We start from the raw sequence: 24,358 nt of genomic DNA, 5'->3' as shown, positions 1-24,358 counted from the left end.
CGGGAGGAAAATTTTTCGCCGAAGCGGCCGAAGAAGCGCTTCAGGCGTAAACGAATCCCTAAGACTGTTTACAATGTATAACATATGCAGCCAAGAATGCGCAGACGCACCATTTTGTGCACTTTGTCGCGTTGAGTGGAATCATATCTCCTGACACAATGCTGTCAGGAACCGGTTGGGGTTCCGGCGACTGAGGACAGTGGTCGATAGCATGACTGGCAAGAGCATCCGTCGAAGCAGCAGATCGGCCATCGAATGGCCGACCGTGGTTCTCGCTTTCTTCTGCTACGGCACATGGTTGGCCGCCGGCTTCTTCCTCTGGCCGTCATATCCCATAGCTGCACTGATCGTCATGGCCGTCACGCTGGCTTTGCAATCCTCTATCATGCACGAGGTGCTGCATGGTCACCCGACCCGCAACGGCCTCGTCAATGAAGCTTTCGTCTTCCTGCCGATCGGCCTTGCCTGGCCGTTCCGCCGTTTCAAGACCATTCACCTGCGCCACCACGCGGACGAGCGGCTGACCGATCCGCTCGACGATCCCGAGAGCTATTACCAGGCGCTCTGGATGCACGAAGAAATGCCGCCGCTGATGAAATTCGTGCTGAAGGTCAACAACACCATGGCCGGTCGCCTCGTCCTGGGGCCATGGCTGTCCTGCATCGGCTTCTTCATCGATGACGCCAAGCACGTGATTGCCGGAGACAAGGCGATCCGCAAGGCCTGGCTGCTGCATGCGATAGGCCTTGCCGTGGTGCTGCCGGTCGTGCAGTTCGGCTTCGGCATGCCGGTTTGGCTCTATGTGCTGGTGCCGGTCTGGCTCGGCCAGTCGCTGATCTCGATCCGCACCTATGCCGAGCACCAGTGGTCGGAGCATCCGGAAGGCCGCACGGTGATTGTCGAGCGCTCACCGCTGTCGTTCCTGTTCCTCAACAACAATCTGCACTTCGTCCATCACAAGAGCCCGACCATCGCCTGGTACCGGCTGCCGAAGCTGTTTCGTGACCGGCGTGAGGAATGGCTGCGGATGAACAATGGCTATGCCTATCCGAACTATTTCGCGCTGCTCAGATCCTATGCCTTCAAGGCCAAGGAGCCGATCGTGCATCCGGTTCTGCGGCGCGCGCCCGAGCCGGGCAGGGCGTTCAAGCCGCGCGTCAGGGCACGCAGCATCAGTGGGCTTGGCAGCGCGCCGGTTCCCGCCGAACCGCCCAAGGAATAGTATCCGCGTGTAGAGTGGATAACGTGTCGGCCAATTCTGATTGGGCGCCGCGTTTTTGCGATCCTTTGTCCCGGCATGGTGGTTTGATATCGGCATGAGCGAATTGATTGCGGCGTTGCCGATGTATGACTGGCCGGAGGCGCGCGACGAGGTCGACGCCCAATGGGCGTGGTTGCGCGATTCATTCCGGCGAAGGGGTATCGATGCGCCGCAATCCATCGTGCGCCGCAATGGCGACCTGCCGCCGGTGCCGGGCGGCATTCGGGACGGCGAAGGTAAACTCGTCGCGCCCGATCCGGCGACGCTGCCGCCGGACGAACTCGATTTCCACAAGCTCTGGATGCATCCGGCGCTGCTGTTCGCGCAGACCTGCTGGGGGCCGATGGAACTCGGTCTGTCCCGGCATGTGCAGGTGGTCGGTCAGCCAAGCTATGAAGCCTATGAAGGCGGGCAGGGCGAACTTTATTCGAGCGCGCTGGTGATGCGGTCGGGCGAGGGGCCGGAGGTTCGGTCGCCCACCGATGGCAAGGCCTTGCTGCCGCTCGATCTCATCCGGGGCAGGCGCTTCACCTTCAACAGCCTCGATTCCATGTCGGGCATCATCGCGCTGACGCGCGACCTGAAAGCGGCCGGCGAAAACCTGGACATATTTTCATCGCACAGCGAAAGCGGCGGCCATCGCGACTCGATCGTGGCGGTCGCCGAAGGCAAAGCGGACGTCGCCGCGATCGATTGCGAAAGCTGGGCGCTGGCACGGCGTTTCGAGCCGGCGGCGCGCAAGATCGTGATCGTCGGCTGGACGGCGCGACGCAAAGGCTTGCCCTACATCACCGCCAGGACGACGCCGGAAAAGACCGTGCGCGCGATGCGCGAAGCGCTTGCCGGGCTAGCCGAGCAGCCTCGAATCCAACGGGTAGGTTGAAAGCTTTTCGTTGCCGGTGTCGGTGATCAGGATCTGTTCCTCGATCTTGACACCCTCACGCCCGCCAAGCCGGCCGATATAGCTCTCCACACACAGCACCATGCCCGGTTCCAGCACGCCGTCGGGTGTGTCGGATGTCCAGTCGCTGGCATGCGGCAAGGTCGGATATTCGTCGGCCAGTCCGACGCCGTGGTAGAGTACGCCGTAGCGGGTTGGGAAGCAGTCTCCAGGCGGTACAGCCGAGCGTTCGACCAGATCGCGGAACGAGACGCCGGGCTGCATCAAAGCGGTGTTGTACTCGATCTGGTCGGCGGCGATGCGGAACAGGTCGCGCTGTTCGTTGGTCGGCTTTGTATCGCCACAGAGCCAGGTGCGCGAGAGATCGGCGCAGAAGCCGTAAGGGCCGATCAGATCGGTATCGAAGGCGACGAGATCGCCCGCCTCCATGATCCGCGACGAGCATTCCTGGAACCACGGATTGGTGCGCGGTCCCGACGTCAGCAGCCGCGTCTCGATCCATTCGCCGCCGCGCGCGATGTTGCCGCGATGGAGTTGCGCCCACAATTCGTTTTCGGAGATACCGGGCTTGAGCGCCTGTTCCATCTCGCCCATCGCCGCCTCGCAAGCGATGATGGCGCGGCGCATGGCAAGGATTTCATCCGGCGACTTGATCAGCCGCGCGTTTTCCATCACCGCCTCGCCATTGCCGATGGAAATGCCGAGGCGGTGGAGTTCTTCAACGCCTTCCGGGTTGATGTGATCGATGGCGATGCGGTTGTTGCCGCCACCATGCTCCCTGACCAAATCGGCGATACCGGCGGCCCAGCGGCGGACTTTCTGCTCGGTCAGCTCGCCGCCATAAAGATACATCCACGACACGGCCGGCCGAACTTCGTCGACGATGCCGGAATGATCGGACAGGTGCTCGCAGGAAAAGTAGTCGAACAGCACCACCGGACCCTTGGTGGCGACGAAGCAATGCCGCGTCGGATTGTGCGCGACCCAGAGCTGCATGTTGGTCGAGTCGGTCGCATAGCGGATGTTGACAGGATCATAGAGCAAGGCGCCGGCATAGCCGCGGCGCTTCAGCTCGGCGCGGATGCGCTCGAGCCGGTATTTTCGCATTGCCGGCAGGTCGGGCGCGGTAATACCCGCCGCCGCCCATTCCGCTTCGGCTTGCGCGCCATAGCCCAGCACATGCTGGTTGAGCGAAGCCGCCTTCTCGCGGGAGGCGTCGCGCAGCGCCTCGATCGAGCCTGATACAAACGGCATGATCTTGCGGTGCCGGCCGAAGCTTCCCTTTGGCGCCCCGCTGTCCATCCGGTCCTCAGGTCCGCATCTTTTCGCCGCTTGGGTCGAAGGGTGCCTCGACATTGATGCGGGCCGGACGCCGAGACCCAAGAATCTCGATCTCGAACAGGCCCGCGCTTTCATCCTCGGCAAGGGCGGCCGGCACATAGCCTTGCGCCATCGACTTTTGCACGTAGTGCGCATAGCCGCCCGATGTCACCCAGCCGACCACGCGCCAGTCGCCGTCGACGATGCCGCGCACGGCCGACGCACCTTCGGCGGCCTTCGAGCCACGTATTTCCTTGCCTGACGTGTCGAAGCGCGGCGCGCCGTAGCCATGCGGCTTTTCAACCGTGCCGTAATCCTTGTCGACCTTGGCCCAGATCGGCTCGTCGCCCATCACGTCGGCATCGGCGGCATCGACGATGAAGGAGACGCGGCGTAGTTTCGGCCCTTGCGCCTGTTCCTTGGCGGCGGCTTCACGGCCGATGAAGTCGTTCTTCTCGAGCTTGATGAAGCGGTCCATGGAGCCTTCGAACGGCCCGTAGATCGGCCTCAACTCGCGGAACCAGGTCGGGAAATTCTTTTCCAGGCGCATCGACAGCAAGGCGCGCATGCCGAAATCGACGATTCCGAATTCCTCGCCGGCGTCCTTGATCGCCTTGTAGACTAGGCGCTCATAGGCTGGCGCCATCCAGATCTCGTAGCCGAGGTCACCGGTATAGGTGATGCGGTTGACCATACAGGGCGCGCCGCCGACCGCCATCTCGCGGAAATCCATGAAGCGGAAAGCTTTGGTCGAGATGTCGATATCGACCAGCTTCTGCAGGAGGTCGCGCGATTTCGGGCCGGCGATCGACAGGCCGACGAGTGTCTGGTCGAAACGGTGGATGCGCACCGAACCATCCTTGGGCAGGTGCTTTTCGAACCAGCGCATGTGGTATTTCTGCGCTGCCGACGAGCCCCAGATCATGAAGCGGTCTTCACCGGCCTTGGCTATGGTGAAGTCGCCGATCAGCTTGCCGAACTCGTTGATCATCGGTGTCAGCACGATGCGGCCGGTCTTCGGCATGCGGTTGGTCATCAGCCGGTTGAGGAACTCTTCCGCGCCCGGCCCCGACACTTCGTATTTGGCGAAGTTGGCGATCTCGGTGACGCCGACGCGCTCGCGCGTGGCGCGCACTTCCTCACCGATCGGTCCAAAGTCGTTGGAGCGGTGGAAGGAGACGACGTCTTTCGGCTCGCTGCCCTTAGGCGCGAACCAGAGCGGGGTTTCGAGACCCCAAGAGTCTCCCATCACGGCATTGTTGGCGAGCATGGTGTCGTAGAGCGGCGTCGTCTGCGCCGGGCGGGCAGCCGGCAGTTCCTCGTTGGGGAAGCGGATCGAGAAGCGGCGCGAATAGTTTTCGCGCACCTTGGCGTTGGTGTAGCGCAGCCCAGCCCATTCGCCGAAGCGGGCGACATCCATGCCCCAGACGTCGAAGCCCGGATCGCCATGCACCATCCAGTTGGACAACGCCAGGCCGACGCCGCCGCCCTGGCTGAAGCCGGCCATGACGGCGCAGGCGCACCAGAAATTGGTCAGGCCCTGCACCGGGCCGACCAGCGGATTGCCGTCGAGCGCGAAGGTGAAGGGGCCGTTGATGATCTGCTTGATGCCGGCCTTTTCGATGCCGGGGAAATGCTTGAAGCCGATTTCCAGCGACGGCGCGATGCGGTCGAGATCGGGCGGCAGCAGTTCATGGCCGAAGTCCCACGGCGTGTTGACCGGCGACCACGGCTTGCAGGCCTTTTCATAGGTGCCGAGCAGGATGCCGTTGCGCTCCTGGCGGGTGTAGATCTCGCCCTTGAAGTCGAGCACACCGATCATTTCGCGGCCGGTCGACTTGTTGAACTCCTCGACCTCCGGCATCGGCTCGGTCAAGAGATACATGTGCTCCATGGCCAGCACCGGCAGCTCGACGCCGACCATGCGGCCGATCTCGCGCGCCCACAGGCCGCCGCAGTTGACGACATGTTCGGCGTGAACCGTGCCTTGTTCGGTGACGACGTTCCAGGTGCCGTCCGGCTGCTGTGTCAGGTCGACGACGCGGTTGCGCAGCACGATTTCGGCGCCGAGTTTTTTGGCCGCCTTGGAATAGGCAATGGTGGTGCCGGAGGGGTCGAGATGGCCTTCGACCGGATCCCACATGGCGCCGACGAAATTGGTCTCGTCCATCAGCGGGAACATCGCCTTGGCCTCGGACGGCGTGATCAGTTCGGTGTCCATGCCGAGATAGCGGCCCTTGGCGTGGGCAAGGCGCAGGAAGTCCATGCGCTCGGGCGTATCGGCCAACATCACGCCGCCGGTCAGGTGCAGCGAGCAGGACTGGCCCGAAATCTCCTCGATCTCCTTATAAAGCTGGACCGTATAGGCCTGCAGCTTGGCGACGTTCGGATCGCCGTTCAGCGTATGGAAGCCGCCGGCCGCATGCCAGGACGAGCCGGAGGTGAGCTCCGAGCGCTCGATCAGCATAATGTCGGTCCAGCCGGCCTTGGCCAGGTGGTAGAGCACCGAGCAGCCGACGACACCGCCGCCAATAACAACCGCTTTTGCATGGGATTTCATGAGGATACGTCCGTTTTTGAAGAGATTGAATCGGAGGAATGGGACACGAAGACAAAGCGGAGGTCGGATACAGCGATGTTTTCGATCAGCTTGCCGTCAAGCGCGGCAAGGATGGTTTCACAGACGGAAGTGCGATGTTTCACGACGTCATGGCTCCAAAGGCGCAGGATCGAATAGCCCTGAGCGCGCATGAAGTCGTCGCGGCGGCGGTCATAGGGACTGTCCGCATGCTGGTGTCCGTCGACTTCGACAACAAGCCATTTTTCGCGGCAGGCGAAGTCAGCGTAGTAGGGTTCGATAGAGAACTGTCGCGTGAACTTGTAGCCGCCAAGCTTGCGGGCTTTTAGTTCGAGCCAAAGCAGTGCTTCCGCTTGATTGTCGCCTTGCCTGAGTTTTCTGGCTCTCTGGGTTGTGCCTGTTTTTCGGCGACTGCGCGTTTGAGGAGCGCCTTCCCCCACTCCGTCGCTGCTTCGCAGCGCCACCTCTCCCCCCTCCGGAGGGAGAGGAAGGGAGCCAACTGGGCTAGGCTCGCGCTTTTCCTCTCCCCCGTCGATCGGGGGAGAGGTGTCGAGCGAAGCTCGACGGAGTGGGGGTCGACTATTCATCGAATCCATACGAATGATCGGCTCATCAAAACGAACACTGCCGCTCAAAAATCGGTCGGCGCGCCGCCTTCAGCTGTGCGCTTCGCAACAAAGGCGTTGAGCTCCTCGCGGATGGCGGGATCCATGTAGGGCTCTTCATAGGAGGCCAGCCGCTCCTTCCAAACCTTGTTGGCCTTTTCCATTGCCGTTGGCGAGCCGGCTTCCGCCCAGGTCTCGAAATTGCGCCAGTCCGAAAGGATGGGCGAATAAAACGCGGTCTTGTAGCGGTCCTGCGTGTGCTGGGTGCCGAAGAAGTGGCCGCCGGGGCCGACCGACTGGATGGCGTCGAAGCCGAGCGCTTCATCGGAAAGGTCAAGCGGGGTCAGGAATTCGGCCACCATCTGCAACAGGTCGATATCCAGAATGGTCTTCTCGTAGGAGCAGCGCAGGCCGCCTTCCAGCCAGCCGGCCGCATGCATCATCAGGTTGCCGCCGCCCTGCACCGCGCCCCACAGAGAGAACACGCTTTCATAGGCTGCCTGCGCATCGACGGTGTTGGCGGCGCAGGTGTTGGAGGTGCGGTAGGGGATGTTGTAGCGGCGGGCGAGCTGGCCCCCGACGAGCTGTGCCTTCATGTATTCGGGCGTGCCGAAGGCCGGCGAACCGGACTTCATGTCGACGTTAGAGGTGAAGCCGCCATAGCCGACCGGCGCGCCCTTCCTGACCATCTGGGCGAAGGCAATGCCGGACAGCGCCTCGGCATTCTGCTGCACCAGCGCGCCGGCGATGGTGACGGGCGCCATGGCGCCCGAGAGGGTGAAGGGCGTGACGATGACGACCTGGCCCTTGCTCGACATCTGGATGATGCCTTCCATCATCGGCACGTCGAGCTTGAGCGGCGAATTGGTGTTGATGATGGTGAAGACGGACGGTTCCGCGAGCAATTGCTCATGGCTGATGCCGCGCGCGATGCGGGTGATCTCGATGCCGTCGACATTGCGCTCCTTGCCGAGCGAATAGATGTGGAACACCTTGTCGGTCAGCGTGGCGAGGTCGCGGATGCATTCGAGATGGCGAACCGATGGGTGGATGTCAGTCGGCTCGACCGGATAGCCGCCCGTGCAATTCAGGATGTTGTGCATCTGCGCCAGCCGCAGGAAATTGCGATAATCCTGCTGGTTGCCGGGCCGGCGGCCACGATCGATGTCGGAGCAATTGGGCGCCGAGGCCATCATCGAGATGATCAGATTGTCACCGCCAAAGCGCACATTGTGCTCGGGGTTGCGGGCATGGATGGTGAATTCGGACGGGCAGTTCGACACCAGCTCCAGGATCATGTCGCTGTCGAAGCGCACGCGCTCCGAGCCCTCGCGTACGTCGGCGCCGTGAGCCTTCATGATGCTGCGGGCTTCGTCGTGCAGGACGTCTACGCCAATCTCGCGCAACACCCGCAAGGAGGCGAGGTGGATCGATTCCAGCTCGTCCTCGGACACCAGCTTGGTCGGCGTCAGCGGATTTTTCAGTTGGCGGAAAGCCGGCTGCTCGAACGCGGCCGAGCCACCGGCGCGCTTGCCGGCGCGACCGCCGCGGCGGGCACGGTCGGGCGCCAATGCCGGTTCTGAGGGTTGTAGGGCGGCGGTCATGATGGTCCTCGTAGGATGCGATAACGGGCGGCATAATGGACCGGCGCCCCTCCGGCCATTGCGGAGGCGGCGACCACTAGAGCGAGGGAAGCGACATGCCGGAACGGCAGCCAGGTGGCCGCGACTCCGCCCTGACCACACCGGCGCGCCGGCAGGGTCTGCGTGAGGCTGTCGGATGGTGCAGATTTAAAGAGGCATTACAGTACCGTCTTTTACTTCTGACATACTTGCGCGTTGAACTGCTTTTGGAGGGACGCCATGCCTGACGTCGTCAAAGTGCGTGCCGCGACAAACAACGAAGTCGCGTTCCTTTCCTGGGATGTTGACGGGATGATCCCAGGCTGCCTCGGTTTCGAGATCGTACGCCTCTATCCCGATACAGGCGAGGAGCGTTGCCTTGCGTCCTGGGTGCCCTTCAAGGGTCAGCGCAATCCCCGATGGATTCCGCAGGATACCGGTGTCTGGCCGGTGCAGAAGACATTCTGGCGCGATCTGACTGTCAGGCGCCGCCGCGACAGCATAGACGTCAGGCCGGACGGCGAAATGATCGTCTACCGCGTGCGTCCCGTTGGCGACATGAAGGCGGGCCTCGATCCCGTGCCGGTGCGCCCCGATCAGGTCGTCGACGGCAAACCCGCCTATACCGGACCGGCGCGGCCCCTTGGCTATCTTGGGCAGGGCGCGGTCAGTCCGCCAATCTTCCTGGGCCAAATGTTCGGCAAGGCACGCGTTGCCTTCACCAACGGCGTGCTTTCGACGCAATGGATGTCGCATGCGCTGGCGGAAGCCGGCATCAAGGTCGGCCAGCGCGACAAAATCAGGGCGGTGCTGCAAGACCCGACCAGCAAGATCCGCGCTTATCTGCATGGCGACGTGCCTGACGTGCTGACCAGCCTGTTGAAACGGGCCAAGGCCGAAGGCGGCACGGTCAGGCTTGCGCTCTATGAGCTCGGCGACGACGAATTGTGCGACGCCATCATCGCAGCCAGGGATGTAGTCGAAGTTATCCTCTCCAATTCGGGCAGGGATGACCAGACCAAGGCCTGGGATGCCGGCAACGCACCCTACAGGAAGCGTTTGCACGATGCAGGCGTCGTGGTGACGGACCGCCTGTTCAACAACAACCATATTGGCCACAACAAGTTCGCCGTCTACCGCGACACCCAGGGCAATCCGCAAGCGGTTATGACCGGCAGTACCAACTGGACGTCGACCGGCATATGCGGCCAGTCCAACAACGCTTTTGTCCGCGACGATCCGGCGATGGCGGAGGTGTTCGACGCCTATTGGGAACGCATGAAAGCCGATGGGTTTCCGCCACCGGCTTCGGAAAGTGCTGCCGGCCACGTCGCGCAGACGCAGGGCGTGCCGTTCCGCAAGGAGAACCACATGCCAAACCCGCTCAACGGCGCCTCGGCGGTGTTGGACGGCATGACGGTGTGGTTTTCGCCCAACGACCCGAACCGCAACAAGAAGGACATTTCGGTACGTCCGGTCGACCTCCAGGACGTCTTTGCCCGCATCAAAGCGGCGAAGCGCGCCGTGCTGTTCCTGGTGTTCAACCCTTCGCTGCTCGGCGAAAATTCGATCGTGGACCAGGCGGTTGCGGCGGCGAAAGCCGATCCGAACCTCATCGTGCAGGGCGCGATCAGCGACGAAACGGCCATGCCCAACTATGTCGCTTCCACCAAGGATCCGGTCACCCACAACTCGAACAAGGACGGCAAGTCGCCCTTTGTCTATCCGGAGAAAGTCTGGGAGGCCCCGAATGTCTCCATCGTACGGGCGGCGAACCTGACCGGGGCCACGATTGCCACGGATTTCCAGGCCGAAGTGCTCACCGTCGGCCACGCGATCGTGCACGACAAGATCGTTATCATCGATCCGATGGAGGACAACGCCACCGTCATTACCGGCAGCCACAACCTCGGTTACAAGGCGTCCTACGAAAACGACGAGAATTTGGTCATCGTGGAAGGCGACAAGACCTTTGCCGCGGCCTATGCCGTGCACATGCTCGACGTCTTCGACCACTACAAGTTCCGGGCCTGGCGCAGGACGATCGGCAAGGGGCCTTCCGACGCTGACGGGATTGCCATCGACGACAAGTGGCTGAAGCCCTATGCGGACGGCAAGAAAGGCGCAATCGCCCGCTACTTCCCGTAGCCGTCGCGTTCTGCATCCAAGTTCATTCGGGACCGATTGGCGTCGGCCGGCCGGTCGATTTCCTTGGTGCAAGCGGATCTCCGGTCCGGCTCTTTCTTTCCTCTGGTCGAACCAGTAGCTAGTCGTGCTTGCTGGCCGATGGCCGCATTGACATGGATGACGGCATGGTCGCGACCGGCTCGAGCGAAGGCGAAGCGGGAACGCAATGGGCGGCGCTCGCGGGCGTCACCGCCGCATTAGCCATGTTCGGAGCGGCGCAAGGGTTGAGCTCGCCGCTGTTTACGCTCCTGATGCAGAAGCAAGGCATGTCGCCCGCCCTGATCGGCTTGTCGGCGGCGATGATGCCGGTTGGCCTGATTCTGTCTGCCTCTTTCGTGCCGGCTGCCGTGCGGCTGGTCGGCGCGCGAAATCTGGCGGTTGGCTGCTCGCTGATCGGGGCGCTGTGCTTCCTGGGCATCGGTTACCTCCAGAACTGGGTGGCCTGGTACGTCATCCGCTTCACGATCGGCATCGTCATTAACCCGCTCTATGTGCTGGGCGAAGTCTGGGCTCTCTCGCTGGCGCCGCCGTCTCGGCGCGGGCGAGTGATGGGCGTGTTCAACACACTGATGGGCGCCGGCTATGCCGCCGGCCCCTTTACGCTCACTCTGGTCGGTATCGAGGGCTGGGCTCCCTTCAGCGTCGGCATCGTCGGTTTCCTGCTCTGTGCCGTCATTTTGCGCCTTGCCTCCTCGAAGCTCGCCGGTTTCGAGGATGACGGCCAGCCTGCCGGCAGCTTTGTCGGTTTTGCCCGGTTGGCGCCGGCGCTGCTGCTGGCGGTGCTGGTCTCGGCCGCCGTCCAGCAAAGCACCTATGCCCTGGTTCCCGTGTTTGGGGCCGGCTATGGCTTGCCGGAGGCGGTGCTCGCCGCGCTGGTGATGTCGCTGTCGCTGGGCAACATCCTTCTGCAGATCCCGCTCGGCCTGCTCGCCGAACGCTTCGGTGGCCGACCGATGATCCTGGCCTGCGCGGTGGCGACGACCGTTTGCGCTGTTCTGCTCCCGCTGCTGATCACCACACCGCTGATCTGGGGCGTGCTTCTGGTGATGGGCGCGGTGGGCTACGGTGTCTATACGATGGCGCTGGTCGAACTCGGCAGCCGCTTCAGGGGTTCGCTGCTGGTCACCGGCAATGCGGCGTTCGCCTTGCTATGGGGTGTCGGCGGTATCGTTGGTCCGCCGGGCGCGGGCCTGCTGATGCAGGCGATCGGGCCGGTGGGTTTGCCAACCGTGATCATTGGCCTCGACGCTTTGCTGGTCGCGTTCGCGCTTTATAGATCGGCCAACCGCGGAGGGTCCTGACAGGGTCTGGCTGGAGCCGGGCATCCGTCCGGGCCGCGGGGCTTACCGCCGCCGGGCCGAACCGCTAAGTCTGCAACCGCGACAGCGTTATGGATCATGGACCTGGTGGATACGAGAAGCGACGAGACGATGCAATGGGCAGCGATCACCGGTGTGATCGCGACCGTGTCCGTTTTCGCCATCGCGCAGGGCCTGTCCTATCCGCTGCTGAGCTTCATCCTGCAGCGCCAGGGTGTCTCGCCCGCGATGATCGGCCTGTCGGCGGCGATGACGCCGATCGGGTTCATCGTCTCGTCGCCAATTATTCCAGCGCTGGCGAGGCGGTTCGGAGCAGGGCGCACGGCTCTGACTTGCGCGGCGCTTTCGGCTGTCGTGCTGGCGCTGATCGGCTGGACGCAGAACGTCTATCTCTGGTTTCCGCTGCGCTTGCTGATCGGCGTCGTGACCAACCCGCTCTATGTGCTCAGCGAAATCTGGGTAATCGCGCTGGCGCCGCCGGCCCGGCGCGGCCGCATCATGGGCCTCTATTCGACGATCATTTCGGCCGGCTTCGCCTCCGGCCCGCTCTGCCTGCTCGCCGTTGGCACAGAAGGCTGGCCGCCGTTCCTTGTTGGCATTGGCGCCTTCGTGCTCTGCGGCATCTGCCTGGCGTCGGTTCTGCCACGGCTGCCCAGAGTAGACGAGGCCGGGCATCAGGTTTCGGTGATGGGTTTCATGCCGCTCGCATGGCTGCTTCTGTCGGCGGTGGTCGTAGCCGCGGGCTTCGAGCAGGCGGTGCTGGCGCTGCTGCCCGTCTACGGCACGCATCATGGCATCGCGGAGGCTCGCATGTCGGCGCTGCTGTCGGTCATGATCGCCGGCAACATCGCCATGCAGGTTCCGCTTGGCCTCCTGGCCGAGCGGCTGACGGCCCGTCTCGTGCGCTTCATCTGCGTCCTGCTGACGCTGTTTGGCTGCGTGCTTTTGCCGATGCTGATCGACTCGCCGCTGATCTGGCCTTGCGTCTTCGTCTGGGGAGCTGTGTCCTACGGCATCTACACGATGTCCATCATCGAACTTGGCGAGCGCTTCACCGGTTCGGCGCTGGTTGCCGGCAATGCGGCATTCTCCCTGATGTGGGGTGTCGGCGGCATTGTCGTCCCGCCGCTAGCGGGCGGCATAATGGATGTGACCGGTGCGAGCGGCCTGCCGCTGACGCTCGGCGCGATCTGCGCCGTGCTTGCGTTGGCGACGATTATCCGTCGGCGGGTGCGGTGAAGCAACGCCGCAAGGGCCGCGAAAGGCCGTATCGCACCTTGAATGTCAGCGCCGCCAACGCAATGTAGGCGAAGCCGTTCAAAATCCCGGAGACCTGCATGACCGCTTCGACGACCAAAACCCAGCCCTTTCAGAAGACCGGCGATCCGTTCCTCTGGCTGGAGGACAGGACAAGCAAGGAATCGCTCGACTGGGTGCATCGCCAGAACGAGGTCACGGTGGCGGAATTGCAGGGCGATCCATCCTATCAGGCGTCGTTCCAGACGGCGCTCGACCTGATGACGGCCGAGGACAATATCGCGGTTGGCGCGGCGATCGCCGGTCATGTCTACAATTTCTGGCAGGACAAGACCAATGCGCTCGGCCTGTGGCGCCGCACGACAGTCGCTTCCTACAAGACCGACAAGCCCGACTGGGAGACAATCATCGACTTCGACCAGCTGGCTGCGAAGGAGGGGATAAAATGGGTGTTCGGCGGCGCCGTCAGGCTCTACCCCGATTTCAACCGCTGCCTGGTCTCGATGTCGCCCGATGGCGGTGACGCCAGCGCGATGCGCGAGTTCGACATCGCGGCCAAGTCCTTCGTGGAAGGCGGTTTTCAGGCACCGGCGTCGAAATCGGGCTTCGGGTGGCTGGACGAGGATACGGTCATCGTCTCGGCCGCTTTCGAAGGGGCCGACAAGACAGAATCCGGATATCCGCGCGTGGTCAAGCTCTGGAAGCGCGGCACCAGGCTGGAAGAGGCGACTCCGATCTTCGAGGGAGAGATCGAGGATCTTGCCGTTGGCGCCGGTGTCGAGTTCGACGGCGAGAAGCGTCACCTGTTTCTGGCGCGGACACTCAACTTCTTCGCATCGCACAGTTTCCTGAGGCTGCCTTCGGGCGAGAACCGCCGCATCCCGCTGCCCGACGACGTCACCGACACCTCGCTCTTTAGGGATCAACTGGTGTTCGGGGTGCGCACGCCATGGACGGCGCCGGACGGCACCGCATGCCAGCCGGACGGGCTTTACTCCTTCGACTTCGCGCATTGGATCGAAACCGGCGGTTTTGGCGCCATCGAAACCTTGTTGGCGCCGGCGCACCGGGTTTCCATTGCCGGGCTCGCCAGAACGCAGGACCGCCTGTTCATCAGCTTGATGGACAATGTGCGCGGCAAGGTTCTCGTCTGCGAGCGCGAGCGCGGTGCCTGGTCGCTGAAACCCCTCGTGCTGCCTGAAAACGGCACTGTCGGTATCAGCCATGCCGAGCATTTCGGCTCCACCGTCTCCTTTTCCTTCACCGATTTCCTGACGCCAAGCTCGATCATCTGGTCCGATGACAATGGCGAGACGCTGGCGACCGTGAAATCGCAGCCGGCCCGCTTCGATCCCTCGCCACTGATCTCGGAACAGTTCGAGGCGCGCTCGAAGGACGGCACGATGATCCCATATTTCGTCGTCAGGCGGCGCGACCAGAACGGTCCGGTGCCGACGCTACTCTACGGCTATGGAGGTTTCGAAGTGCCGCTGTTGCCCGGCTATGCCGGCGTGCGCGGCAGGCTGTGGCTGGAGAAAGGCAATGCCTATGTGCAGGCCTGCATTCGCGGCGGCGGCGAGTTCGGACCGGCCTGGCACCAGGCGGCGCTGAAAGGCAAGCGCCAGAACGGGTTTGATGATTTCGCGGCAGTGGCCGAAGATGTCGTCAGGCGCGGTATTGCCACGGCTCAATCGCTCGGCATCCAGGGCGGCTCCAATGGCGGCCTGCTGACCGGCGCTTCCCTGACGCAGCATCCCGAGCTTTTCGGCGCCGTCATCATTGAGGTGCCGCTGCTCGACATGCTGCGCTACACCGAATTGCCGCCGGGCGCTTCGTGGATGGCCGAATATGGCGATCCGTCAAAGCCGGAAGACGCCAAGTGGCTTTCCGCCTATTCACCCTATCAACATGTCAAGGCCGATGCCGCCTATCCGCCGGTGCTCTTGACGACCTCGACCGCCGACGACCGGGTCCATCCCGGCCATGCGCGCAAGATGGCGGCCCGCCTGCAGGAGGCAGGACACGGCAAGACGCTGTTCTTCGAGGAGACCGAAGGCGGACATGGCGGGCGCGGCGACCGCCGACCGCAGGCGGCGCAGACGGCGATGAAGTATGTCTTCCTGCAGCGGGCACTGGGCGGAAAAGCCTGACCTCATTCCATGGCACCCCTGAGCAAAGGGTGGTTCACCTCGACCGCCCTTTGCTCTAAGGTACCTTCATGGCTCTCGCTAGACTATCAGCTCGCGCATTCCGGGTCGCGGTGACACCGTCGTCACGCACGCTGCGCGCCGAGCTTTTGCGGCTGTGCGCCCGCATCGGCTATTCGCCGCCTGCCGTCCTCTGACGAATTCGCCCCGGCAACGCCGGAATGATTTCAGAGGAAAGACCAAATCAATGACCTACCAGAATTATTCGCTGAAGCAGCTTCAGCAGATCGACGCCGCGCATCACCTGCATCCCTTCACCGATCATAAGGAGCTGCGTGAGGCAGGCGCGCGCGTCATCACCCGCGCCAATGGCCCGTTCATCTACGATTCCGAAGGGACGGAACTGCTGGACGGTATGGCCGGCCTGTGGTGCGTCAATATCGGCTACGGCCGCGACGAGCTGGCCGAGGCCGCCTATGCACAGATGAAGGAACTGCCTTACTACAATTCCTTCTTCAAATGCTCCACGCCGACGCCGGTGCTGTTGTCGAAGAAGCTGGCCGAGATCGCACCACGCAACGTGAACCAGGTGTTTTACGGCTCGTCCGGTTCGGAGGCCAACGACACCGCCTTGCGCCTGGTGCGCCATTACTGGGTGCTTGAGGGCAAGCCGGAGAAGAACCGCGTCATCTCGCGCAAGATGGCCTATCACGGCTCGACCATTGCCGGCACTTCGCTCGGTGGCATGGATGCCATGCACAAGCAGCTCAACGGTGCGGTGCCCAACATCGTCCATGTGATGATGCCCTATGCCTACGAGCTGGCTCTGCCGGGCGAAAGCGACCACGATTTCGGCCTGCGCGCGGCAAAGTCCGTCGAGGACGCCATCCTCGAGGCCGGCGTCGACAAGGTCGCGGCCTTCATCGGCGAGCCGGTGATGGGCGCTGGCGGCGTCAAGATACCGCCGACGAGCTACTGGCCCGAAGTGCAGCGCATCTGCCGCAAATACGATGTGCTTTTGATGCTGGACGAGGTCATTACCGGCTATGGCCGCACAGGTGAGTGGTTCGCGGCGCAGACCTTCGGCATCGAGGCGGACACCATCACCACGGCCAAGGCGCTGACCTCGGGCTATCAGCCTCTTTCGGCGCTGCTGGTTGGCGACCGCATTGCCTCGACGCTGGTCGAGAAGGGCGGCGAGTTCAACCATGGCTACACCTATTCGGGGCACCCGGTGGCTTGCGCCGTGGCCTTGAAGAACCTGGAGATCATCGAGAGGGAAGGGCTGGTCGACCGTGTCAGGAACGACACCGGACCTTATTTCGCTAGCGCGTTGCAGGAGCGTATTGCCGGGCATGATCTGGTCGGCGAGGTGCGCTCGATCGGCCTGATGGGCGCGATCGAGATCGTCAAGGACAAGGCGACGAAGGAGCGCTTCCTGCCGTCGGGGAGTGCCGCGGTGACGGTGCGCGACCACGCGATCGCCAACGGCATGATGCTGCGCGCCACCGGCGACACGATGATCCTGTCGCCGCCGCTGATCTGGACCCGCGATACGATCGACATGGCTTGCGAGCGCATCGGCAAGGCGCTCGACCTGGCACAGGCGGACCTGCGCAAGCGATAGGAGCAAACCTCGATTGGGCGTTTTTGCGAAGAAACGCCCAATCCCGGAAATATGCGCTATGAGCGGGAACGAATTTCGCCTTCGGCGCGTAATGTAAGGGGCGGCCGATCCGGCCGCGACAGGGGATTGCCCACATGAGAAAGACCGGCAAAAGCCGACGCGTGCAAGAGGCGGCCAGCCTTGGCGCGGACCTGATGCTGGCGCCGCTGGTGGTGATGATGCGGCTGCCGCTGATGGCCATGGAGGCGCGAAGCGGCGAGCCCTGGAGCGCGGAGACGGCAATGGCTGTCAGCGAGAAGACCGTCGCCATGGCCGAGGGCGCGCTTGCGGCGCAAATGTCTTTCCTGCAATCGGCGTCACGTTTCTGGCCGGAGGTTCTCTCGGGTCGAACGCCGTCGCTGTTCAACGGCGTCGCGGCCGAACGGTCGATCAGCGCAGCGCTGAAGCCGGCCGGCCGCGCGGTGAGGGCAAATTTTCGCCGCCTTTCCACAAAGGGTTGAGGCGGAAGCCCCGGAACTTTTTTGCGCATCGTCGAAGTCTTGCGCTAGAACCAATCGGCATACACGCCGATGGGGAACAACATGGCCGGACAACCGCTCAACCAACCGGCTGAAATTCCAGCCGAACTCGATCGCTGGAACTGGGGCGCCTTCTTCCTCAACTGGATTTGGGGCATCGGCAACAGCACCTTCATCGCGCTGCTGGCGCTGATCCCCGTCGTCAACCTCATCATGATCTTCGTGCTCGGCGCGCGCGGCAGCCGCTGGGCTTGGCAGAACCGGGCTTGGCGCGACGCCGAGCAGTTCCGCAAGACGCAGCGCAATTGGGCGATTGCCGGCCTTGCCGTATGGGTGGTCAGTATCGGCGGTTGTGCGACGATGGTCGGCAGCATCCCTTTCGTGCTCAAAGGCAGCGACGCCTACCGCATGACCATGGACGCCGTCCGCACCGATGTTCGGGTCAAGGCCGCCATCGGCGACGATTTGGCCGACAATTTCTGGGTCGGCGGTCATCTCAACGTCAATGCAAATGGCGCGGGCGACGCCCAGTTCAGCATTCCCGTCCACGGCGCCAAGGGCAAGGGCACCGTATATTCCCATCTGGTTCGCAATGCCGGCACATGGAGCACGCGCCTGCTCGTGGTCCGCGTCGACGGCGTCGATGCACCGATCGTGCTGACCAATGAAGACCATGTGCCGATCCCGGGTGCGGCGATCGGAATATAGACGGATCGTCGGTAATAAAGGGGCCGGAAATGCAAAAACCGCGCCCCATCGGGAACGCGGCTTTGCCAGATACGCATGGCGTTTCGCTACCAAGACACTTGCGAAACTTACGGGCTCCGGTACGCGAGACCTGATCCGGAGCGCCGGGCGGATGCGATATGTCCGCCTCGCAATCTGTTTTATAGGGACATCGTTACCGCGGAGTTATCGAGAGCTTAAGCAAATCTAAATTTGCGGCCCTTGGTCCGGAAGAACCCGAAAAAAACTAAACCAAATCCGCTGCTTACGCCGAGTTGCCGCGCAGAAAATTTATTATGCCGGAGAAATCGGCGCCGCCATGGCCCTGGGCGTTGAAAAGGGCATAGAGCTGCGCCGCTTCTGCGCCAAGCGGTGTCACCGCGCCCGCGCCAAGCGCTGCTTCCTGCGACAATTTCAGGTCTTTCAGCATAAGAGCCGCCGCAAATCCGGGCTTGTAATCCCTGTTGGCGGGCGAAGTGGGAACCGGGCCAGGCACGGGGCAATAGGTGGTCAGCGACCAGCACTGGCCCGACGAGGTCGAGGCGACGTCGAACAGCGCCTGATGCGACAGGCCGAGTTTTTCCGCCAGCACGAACGCCTCGGCGACGCCGATCATCGAAATGCCGAGGATCATGTTGTTGCAGATCTTCGCCGCCTGTCCGGCGCCGTCACCGCCGCAATGGACGATGCGGCCGGCCATCGGCTTCAGGATCGGCTCGGCGGCCGAGAAAGCATCGTCGGCTCCCCCAGCCATGAAGGTCAATGTACCGGCCGTGGCACCACCGGTGCCGCCCGAAACCGGCGCGTCGATGGACAGCAGGCCGTGCTTTGCTGCAATCGTATGAGCCTTGCGCGCCGATTCGACGTCGATCGTCGAGGAATCGATGAACAGCGCGCCGTTCCTGGCCTTGGGAGCAATGTCCCCATAGACCGACAGCACGTGCTTGCCGGCCGGCAGCATGGTGATGACCACGCCGGCATCCTTCACCGCCGCGAGCGCATTGGCCATAACGACGACGCCATGTTCGCGCGCGACCGCGAGGTTTTCCGGCATCAGGTCGAAACCGTGCACGGCATGCCCAGCCTTGACCAGGTTTGCGGCCATCGGATTGCCCATATTGCCGAGGCCGATGAAGGCGATCGTCGTCATAGTCTCTCTCCCGGAGTTTGCTGGCGTCAGCGGCCGATCAGGGCGCGCGCGATGATGACGCGCATGATTTCGTTGGTGCCTTCGAGGATCTGGTGCACCCTGAGATCGCGCACCAGCTTCTCGATGCCGTAATCATGCAAATAGCCATAGCCGCCGAGCAGTTGCAGCGCGTCGTTGGCGACGTTGAAGCCGGTGTCGGTGACGAAGCGCTTGGCCATTGCCGACCATTTGCCGGCGTCCGGCGCCTTGCGGTCGAGTTTGGAGGCCGCCGCATAGAGGAATATGCGCGCCGCCTGCAACTCTGTCTCCATGTCGGCCAGCCTGAACTGCAGCGCCTGGAACTGGTTGATCTTCGAGCCGAATGCCTTGCGCTCGGCGGTGTAGGAGAGCGCCTTGTCGAGCGCCGACTGGGCGCCGCCCAGCGAACAGGCGGCGATGTTCAGCCGGCCGCCGTCGAGCCCGGCCATGGCGATGCCGAAGCCGGCGCCTTCGCCCGACAAGAGGTTCTCCGCCGGCACCTTGCAATCCTCGAAGATGACCTGGCGGGTCGACTGCATGTGCCAGCCCATCTTGTGCTCATTGGCGCCGAAGGAGAGGCCGGGCGCATCCTTGGGCACGACGATGGTGGAGATGCCTTTCGGGCCGTCGGCGCCGGTGCGCACCATGACGGCGTAGACATCGCTGTCGCCGGCGCCGGAGATGAACTGCTTGGCGCCGTTGAGGATGTAATCGCCGCCGCTTTTCACCGCGCGCGTCTTCAGCGCCGCCGCATCCGAACCCGAGCCAGGCTCGGTCAGGCAATAGCTCGCCAGCCATTCCATGGAGGCGAGCTTCGGCAGGAAACGCTGGCGCTGTTCTTCATTGCCGAAGCGGTCGATCATCGAGGCCACCATGTTGTGGATCGAGATGAAGGACGAAAAGGCCGGGTCGGCATGCGACAGCGCCTCGAAGATCAGTACGGCGTCGAGCCGGCCGAGCGCGGAACCGCCGACATCGTCCCTGACATAGATGCCGCCGAGGCCGAGCGGCCCCGTCTCGCGGATCACATCGGCGGGGAAATGTCGCCTGCGGTCCCAGTCGAGCGCATTGGGCGCGACGCGATCGGCGGCGAAGGCCCGCGCCATCTCCTGGATGGCACGCTGTTCCTCGTTGAGTTCGAACTGGCTGGTGCTCGCATCGACCGCGGCGTCCATGGCGTGCTCCCTGATGTCTGACCTGCTGGCCCGTCGTTTTTGGCTTTGCGCGCGGACCAATCTAGACCAATGATGCCGCCGCGCAACCCGACCCGCCGCGGAGCGGCTGTGCACCAATGCATGCCCGGAGCAAGATGTGACGACAAAATTCGATAAGCTGCTGGAAAAGTTCCACGCCTATCTCGCTTCCGTCGATGACGCTCTGGTGCGCGAGGCGGTGGCGCGTATCGGCTGGGATATGCCAGCCCGAAATTTGGAGCCGCATGCGCTTGGCTGCCTGCGCCATCTTGATCGCGCGGCCGGACTGGCACCGCCGGATGCGAGGCCGCTGGTGCGATTGCTGGCCGAGCTGCGCAACGAACTGCATTGGGGACAGACCTACACCGAGGCTGATTTCGGCAGGGCCTTTATCGACAATTACGGCTGGCTGGAAATCTTCGGCACGCGTGGGCACTTCGTCAACGAAGAGGCTGCCGCCGGGCTGCTGATTCTTGGACCCGGGATCGTCTACCCCGACCATCATCACGTCGCCGAGGAAATCTATATTCCGCTGACCGGCGGTACGGAATGGCGCATGGGCGAAAGCGGTTTTCGCAGGCGGGAGGCCGGCGAGGTCGTCCACCATGCCTCCAACGTCAACCATGCCATGCGAACGGGCAAGGAGCCGCTGCTGGCGCTCTATATCTGGCGCGGCGGGCCGTTGGCGCAAAAATCCACGATCACCGGCACCGCGACGCAGGGCAGGGGCTGATGGCCAGGGCGATCATGCTGCAAGGCACAGGGTCGGATGTCGGCAAGACGGTGCTGGTCGCAGGCCTGTGCCGCGCCGCGAAAAAGCGTGGCTTGCAGGTGCGGCCGTTCAAGCCGCAGAACATGTCGAACAACGCCGCCGTCGCCGATATCCCCGGCGACAACAACCATGGCGGCGGCGAGATCGGCCGCGCGCAATGGCTGCAGGCGATCGCCTGCGGCGTGCCGCCATCGGTGCATATGAACCCGGTGCTGCTCAAGCCGCAGACCGATGTCGGCGCGCAGGTCATCGTCCAGGGCAAAGTGTTCGGCGAAGCAAGGGCGCGCGACTACCAGGCGCTGAAGGGCCGGCTGATGGATGCAGTGCTGGAGTCCTGGGGCCAGGTCTGCGAGGGCGCCGACCTGGTCATCGTGGAGGGCGCCGGCTCGCCGGCCGAAATCAACCTCCGCAGCCGCGATATCGCCAATATGGGCTTTGCCACGCGCGCCGATGTGCCGGTGGTGCTGGTCGGCGACATCGATCGCGGCGGCGTCATCGCCTCGGTCGCGGGCACGCATCTGATCCTGCCGGAAGAGGATCGGCGCATAATCGTCGGCTATCTCATCAACAAGTTCCGGGGCGATGTTTCGCTGTTCGATGACGGCATCGAGGCGATCGAGAAGTTCACCGGATGGCGCTGTTTCGGCGTCGTGCCGTGGCTGAAGGCGGCGGCGCGGCTGCCGTCGGAGGATTCCGTGGTGCTGGAGCGGCTGGCATCCGGCGAGGCGCGCGCGCTCAAAGTCGCGGTGCCGATGCTTGGCCGCATCGCGAATTTCGACGATCTCGACCCGCTCAAGGCCGAACCGCAGGTCGAGGTGGTATTCGTGCCGCCGGGAAAGAAGCTGCCGGCCGATGCCGGGCTGGTGGTCATTCCCGGCTCCAAGTCGACGATCGGCGATCTCCTGAAGTTTCGCGAGAATGGTTGGGATCGGGATCTTGCGGCGCACCGCAAGCGCGGCGGCCATGTCGTCGGCATCTGCGGCGGGTTCCAGATGCTCGGCCGCATGGTACGCGATCCCGACGGCATCGAAGGCTCCGTCATGGAAGCCGAGGGGCTCGGCCTGCTCGATGTCGAGACGGTGATGGAGCCGGAAAAGACGGTGCGAAATGTCAGCGCCCGGTCAGTGCCGTTCGGCCTGCCGCTCGAAGGCTACGAGATCCACCTCGGCCGCACCACGGGTCCGGACACCAGGCGCCCGTCGGCGATCATCAATGGTGCCGAGGATGGCGCGATCTCGGCGGACGGCAAGGTGATCGGCACCTACATGCATGGCCTGTTCGGCGCCGACGGCTTTCGCGGGAAATTTCTCGAAAGCCTCGGCATCAAGGGCGGTGGCCTCGACTATCGTGCCGAAGTCGAGCGGGCGCTGGACGAAGTCGCCGCCGAGTTGGAGACCCATCTGGACTGCGACGCGATTTTTTCGCTGGCGCGTTGAAGGTCAGGCCTTCTCGCTGGCCTTCGGCCAGTAGGTGCCGAACGACCAGACATCTCGATTGGCATTGCCCATCCTTCCGCCAAGCGAATCTAGCAGAGCCCGCATTAGAATCAAAAACGCCCGGCTTGGCCGGGCGCTCTCAGTCCCCGCTTGTCGAGGGAAACTTGTCAGGCGCCGCGCATCAGGCAGCCGGCGGCCAGCACGATGTAGGCGATAAGAACAATCCACACCGATGCGATTGGAATGAACGCGAGGACGCCAAGCGCGGCAAGAATGCCGATGATGGCGATGACAACGGAGATGATGAAAACAATCTGGGTAGGCGCGCTGAGATTCATGTCTGGCTCCTCCAACATGATTCGAACATCAGCACTGTAACAGGCGCGTGATCACAGACCAATCATGACACGCAACGGGTTGGCCGGATCGGCCAGCAGCTTCACCGCCAGAGCCACGCAGACGATGACCAGCAGCGGCTTGATCAGCTTGGCGCCGATACGCATGGCCAAGCTCGCGCCAACGCGGGCGCCGAGGAACTGGGCGACGCCCATCATCAGGCCAATCTTCCATGAGATGACGCCGACAGCGGCAAAGATGATGAAGCCGCCGATGTTGGAGGCGAAATTGAGCAGTTTGGTGTGCGCCGTTGCCTTGAGCACGCCGTAGCCGGCGAGCGTCACGAAGGCCAGCATGTAGAAGGAACCGGCGCCCGGCCCGAATACGCCATCATAGAAGCCGATGGCCGGCACCACGGTCACGCCGAACAGGAAGGGCGACAGGCGCTCGGCCCGGTCGACATCGTTCATGTTGGGCTTGAGCGCGAAGTAGAGCGCAATGGCAATCAGCACCAGCGGCAGGGCCGCGCGTAACAGGTCGCCGGGCACGACCGTGGCCAGCAGTGCGCCGATGGCGCCGCCGGCGAGGGCAAGCAGCGCCGATGGCAACTGCCGGCGCAGGTCGACATGGCCTTTCGAGGCGTAGTGGATCGTCGCCGACCCGGAGCCGAACATGCCTTGCAGCTTGTTGGTTCCAAGCGCCTCGACCGGCGAAAAACCGGCGAGCAGCAGCGCCGGAATGGTGATCAGCCCGCCGCCGCCGGCAATCGAATCGACAAAGCCCGCGGCAAAGGCGGCGAAAGCGAGCATGGCGATGGTCTGGGCGGTGAGGTCGATCATCTGATATGTCGAGATGTCCGTCGGCTGCAGCGCGCGTTCGACCACGGCCACCCCGTTTGCGCAAGGCCGATTCCGCGCTAATTCTGTTGAAGAGGAATCGGAAAGGGGCCGTTCATGGCATTCGCATTGCTGGACCAGATACGCTCGATCTTCGACGGCGACCCGGGCGTACGAAAGGTCGCGGACGATCCCGTCCTGTCGGCGGAACTGCTGATGCTGTTCCGGATGATCCTGGCCGATGGCACGGTGAGCGAGAGCGAGATGGTTGCCTTCCGGCGCATCTGCAAGGATGCTTTCGGCATTCCGGAGGCCAGCATCGACGCGGTCATCGAATATCTCAACGAATTCGGCTACGAGACCAACGGCTCGCAGGCGATCGCGCTGTTTCGCGACCTCGACGTCGGGCGGCGCAAGCAATTGGCGCAGCACATGGCGGAAATCGCCAAGGCGGATTCGCAACTGGCCGAGACCGAGGTGCGCCTGTTGCGCCGCACGCTCGATTTGCTCGACATCAGCCCGGTCGACGTGGTGAAGCCGGAAGAGTAG

20 protein-coding genes are annotated in these 24,358 nt (G+C 63.2%); 12 read left to right on the top strand and 8 right to left on the bottom strand.

Annotation, left to right across the window (positions count from 1 at the left end):
• Positions 1–211: 211 nt before the first annotated feature.
• Complete coding sequence (locus FJ943_RS19360) at positions 212–1,222, top strand: fatty acid desaturase (RefSeq protein WP_181166283.1); 1,011 nt, start codon at positions 212–214, stop codon at positions 1,220–1,222.
• 94 nt (positions 1,223–1,316) lie between these two features.
• Positions 1,317–2,144, top strand: coding sequence for a PhnD/SsuA/transferrin family substrate-binding protein (locus FJ943_RS19355; protein ID WP_140723891.1), 828 nt, complete (start codon positions 1,317–1,319; stop codon positions 2,142–2,144).
• Here FJ943_RS19355 and FJ943_RS19350 read toward each other — a convergent pair.
• The 4 genes from FJ943_RS19350 to FJ943_RS19335 form a co-directional block, all read right to left on the bottom strand.
• The gene (locus tag FJ943_RS19350) at positions 2,109–3,464 is read right to left on the bottom strand and encodes a Xaa-Pro peptidase family protein (RefSeq protein WP_140723888.1); all 1,356 of its coding nucleotides are present in this window, start codon (positions 3,462–3,464) and stop codon (positions 2,109–2,111) included. The two genes, FJ943_RS19355 and FJ943_RS19350, sit on opposite strands and share 36 nt — an antisense overlap.
• A 7-nt stretch (positions 3,465–3,471) precedes the next feature.
• Entirely contained in the window at positions 3,472–6,042 is a 2,571-nt protein-coding gene (locus FJ943_RS19345; RefSeq protein ID WP_140723886.1) for an FAD-dependent oxidoreductase, read from the bottom strand.
• Positions 6,039–6,524, bottom strand: coding sequence for a DUF559 domain-containing protein (locus FJ943_RS19340; protein WP_140723883.1), 486 nt, complete (start codon positions 6,522–6,524; stop codon positions 6,039–6,041). Before FJ943_RS19340 ends, FJ943_RS19345 begins: the two co-directional genes overlap by 4 nt.
• A 167-nt stretch (positions 6,525–6,691) precedes the next feature.
• On the bottom strand, positions 6,692–8,269 hold the full coding sequence (locus FJ943_RS19335) for a trimethylamine methyltransferase family protein (RefSeq protein WP_140723880.1): 1,578 nt from the start codon (positions 8,267–8,269) through the stop codon (positions 6,692–6,694).
• A 258-nt stretch (positions 8,270–8,527) separates the two neighbouring features.
• Here FJ943_RS19335 and FJ943_RS19330 point away from each other — a divergent pair, with 258 nt between their 5' ends.
• The 7 genes from FJ943_RS19330 to FJ943_RS19295 all read left to right on the top strand — a co-directional run bounded on the left by FJ943_RS19330 (position 8,528) and on the right by FJ943_RS19295 (position 18,050).
• A complete protein-coding gene (locus tag FJ943_RS19330) occupies positions 8,528–10,435 on the top strand; it encodes a phospholipase D-like domain-containing protein (RefSeq protein ID WP_140723877.1) in 1,908 nt (635 codons plus the stop codon).
• A gap of 164 nt (positions 10,436–10,599) precedes the next feature.
• Entirely contained in the window at positions 10,600–11,775 is a 1,176-nt protein-coding gene (locus tag FJ943_RS19325; RefSeq protein WP_140723875.1) for an MFS transporter, read from the top strand.
• A 96-nt stretch (positions 11,776–11,871) separates the two neighbouring features.
• The gene (locus tag FJ943_RS19320; RefSeq protein ID WP_140723872.1) at positions 11,872–13,032 is read left to right on the top strand and encodes an MFS transporter; all 1,161 of its coding nucleotides are present in this window, start codon (positions 11,872–11,874) and stop codon (positions 13,030–13,032) included.
• A 98-nt stretch (positions 13,033–13,130) separates the two neighbouring features.
• Positions 13,131–15,200 carry a prolyl oligopeptidase family protein gene (locus FJ943_RS19315; protein ID WP_140723869.1) on the top strand — a complete coding sequence of 690 codons (2,070 nt, stop codon included), beginning with the start codon at positions 13,131–13,133 and terminating at the stop codon, positions 15,198–15,200.
• 244 nt (positions 15,201–15,444) lie between these two features.
• Positions 15,445–16,824 carry an aspartate aminotransferase family protein gene (locus FJ943_RS19305; protein ID WP_140661066.1) on the top strand — a complete coding sequence of 460 codons (1,380 nt, stop codon included), beginning with the start codon at positions 15,445–15,447 and terminating at the stop codon, positions 16,822–16,824.
• Positions 16,825–16,958: 134 nt separating this feature from the next.
• Entirely contained in the window at positions 16,959–17,324 is a 366-nt protein-coding gene (locus tag FJ943_RS19300; RefSeq protein ID WP_015317450.1) for a hypothetical protein, read from the top strand.
• 81 nt (positions 17,325–17,405) lie between these two features.
• Entirely contained in the window at positions 17,406–18,050 is a 645-nt protein-coding gene (locus FJ943_RS19295; protein WP_015317451.1) for a cytochrome c oxidase assembly factor Coa1 family protein, read from the top strand.
• Between the two features lie 283 nt (positions 18,051–18,333).
• Here FJ943_RS19295 and mmsB read toward each other — a convergent pair whose 3' ends face one another.
• Both mmsB and FJ943_RS19285 read right to left on the bottom strand, forming a co-directional pair.
• Positions 18,334–19,218, bottom strand: coding sequence for a 3-hydroxyisobutyrate dehydrogenase (gene mmsB / locus FJ943_RS19290; protein WP_140723867.1), 885 nt, complete (start codon positions 19,216–19,218; stop codon positions 18,334–18,336).
• Between the two features lie 26 nt (positions 19,219–19,244).
• The gene (locus tag FJ943_RS19285) at positions 19,245–20,411 is read right to left on the bottom strand and encodes an isobutyryl-CoA dehydrogenase (RefSeq protein ID WP_140723865.1); all 1,167 of its coding nucleotides are present in this window, start codon (positions 20,409–20,411) and stop codon (positions 19,245–19,247) included.
• A gap of 136 nt (positions 20,412–20,547) precedes the next feature.
• Here FJ943_RS19285 and FJ943_RS19280 point away from each other — a divergent pair, with 136 nt between their 5' ends.
• The gene (locus tag FJ943_RS19280) at positions 20,548–21,162 is read left to right on the top strand and encodes a dimethylsulfonioproprionate lyase family protein (protein ID WP_140723863.1); all 615 of its coding nucleotides are present in this window, start codon (positions 20,548–20,550) and stop codon (positions 21,160–21,162) included.
• Entirely contained in the window at positions 21,162–22,637 is a 1,476-nt protein-coding gene (locus FJ943_RS19275) for a cobyric acid synthase (protein WP_140723862.1), read from the top strand. The genes FJ943_RS19280 and FJ943_RS19275 overlap by 1 nt, the downstream gene beginning before the upstream one ends.
• 167 nt (positions 22,638–22,804) lie before the next feature.
• Here FJ943_RS19275 and FJ943_RS19270 read toward each other — a convergent pair whose 3' ends face one another.
• Complete coding sequence (locus FJ943_RS19270; RefSeq protein ID WP_023769888.1) at positions 22,805–22,975, bottom strand: hypothetical protein; 171 nt, start codon at positions 22,973–22,975, stop codon at positions 22,805–22,807.
• Positions 22,976–23,026: 51 nt separating this feature from the next.
• Positions 23,027–23,812 (bottom strand): TSUP family transporter, encoded by a 786-nt coding sequence (locus FJ943_RS19265; protein ID WP_140724190.1) that lies wholly within the window; start codon positions 23,810–23,812, stop codon positions 23,027–23,029.
• A 114-nt stretch (positions 23,813–23,926) separates the two neighbouring features.
• On the opposite strand from FJ943_RS19265, the gene FJ943_RS19260 reads away from it, so the two are divergent.
• Positions 23,927–24,358, top strand: coding sequence for a TerB family tellurite resistance protein (locus FJ943_RS19260; protein WP_140723860.1), 432 nt, complete (start codon positions 23,927–23,929; stop codon positions 24,356–24,358).

Source organism: Mesorhizobium sp. B2-3-10 (genome assembly GCF_006442275.1).
Lineage (GTDB): Bacteria > Pseudomonadota > Alphaproteobacteria > Rhizobiales > Rhizobiaceae > Mesorhizobium > Mesorhizobium australicum.
Note: the sequence above shows the minus strand (reverse complement) of the source record. Positions and strands in the feature narration are given on the sequence as shown.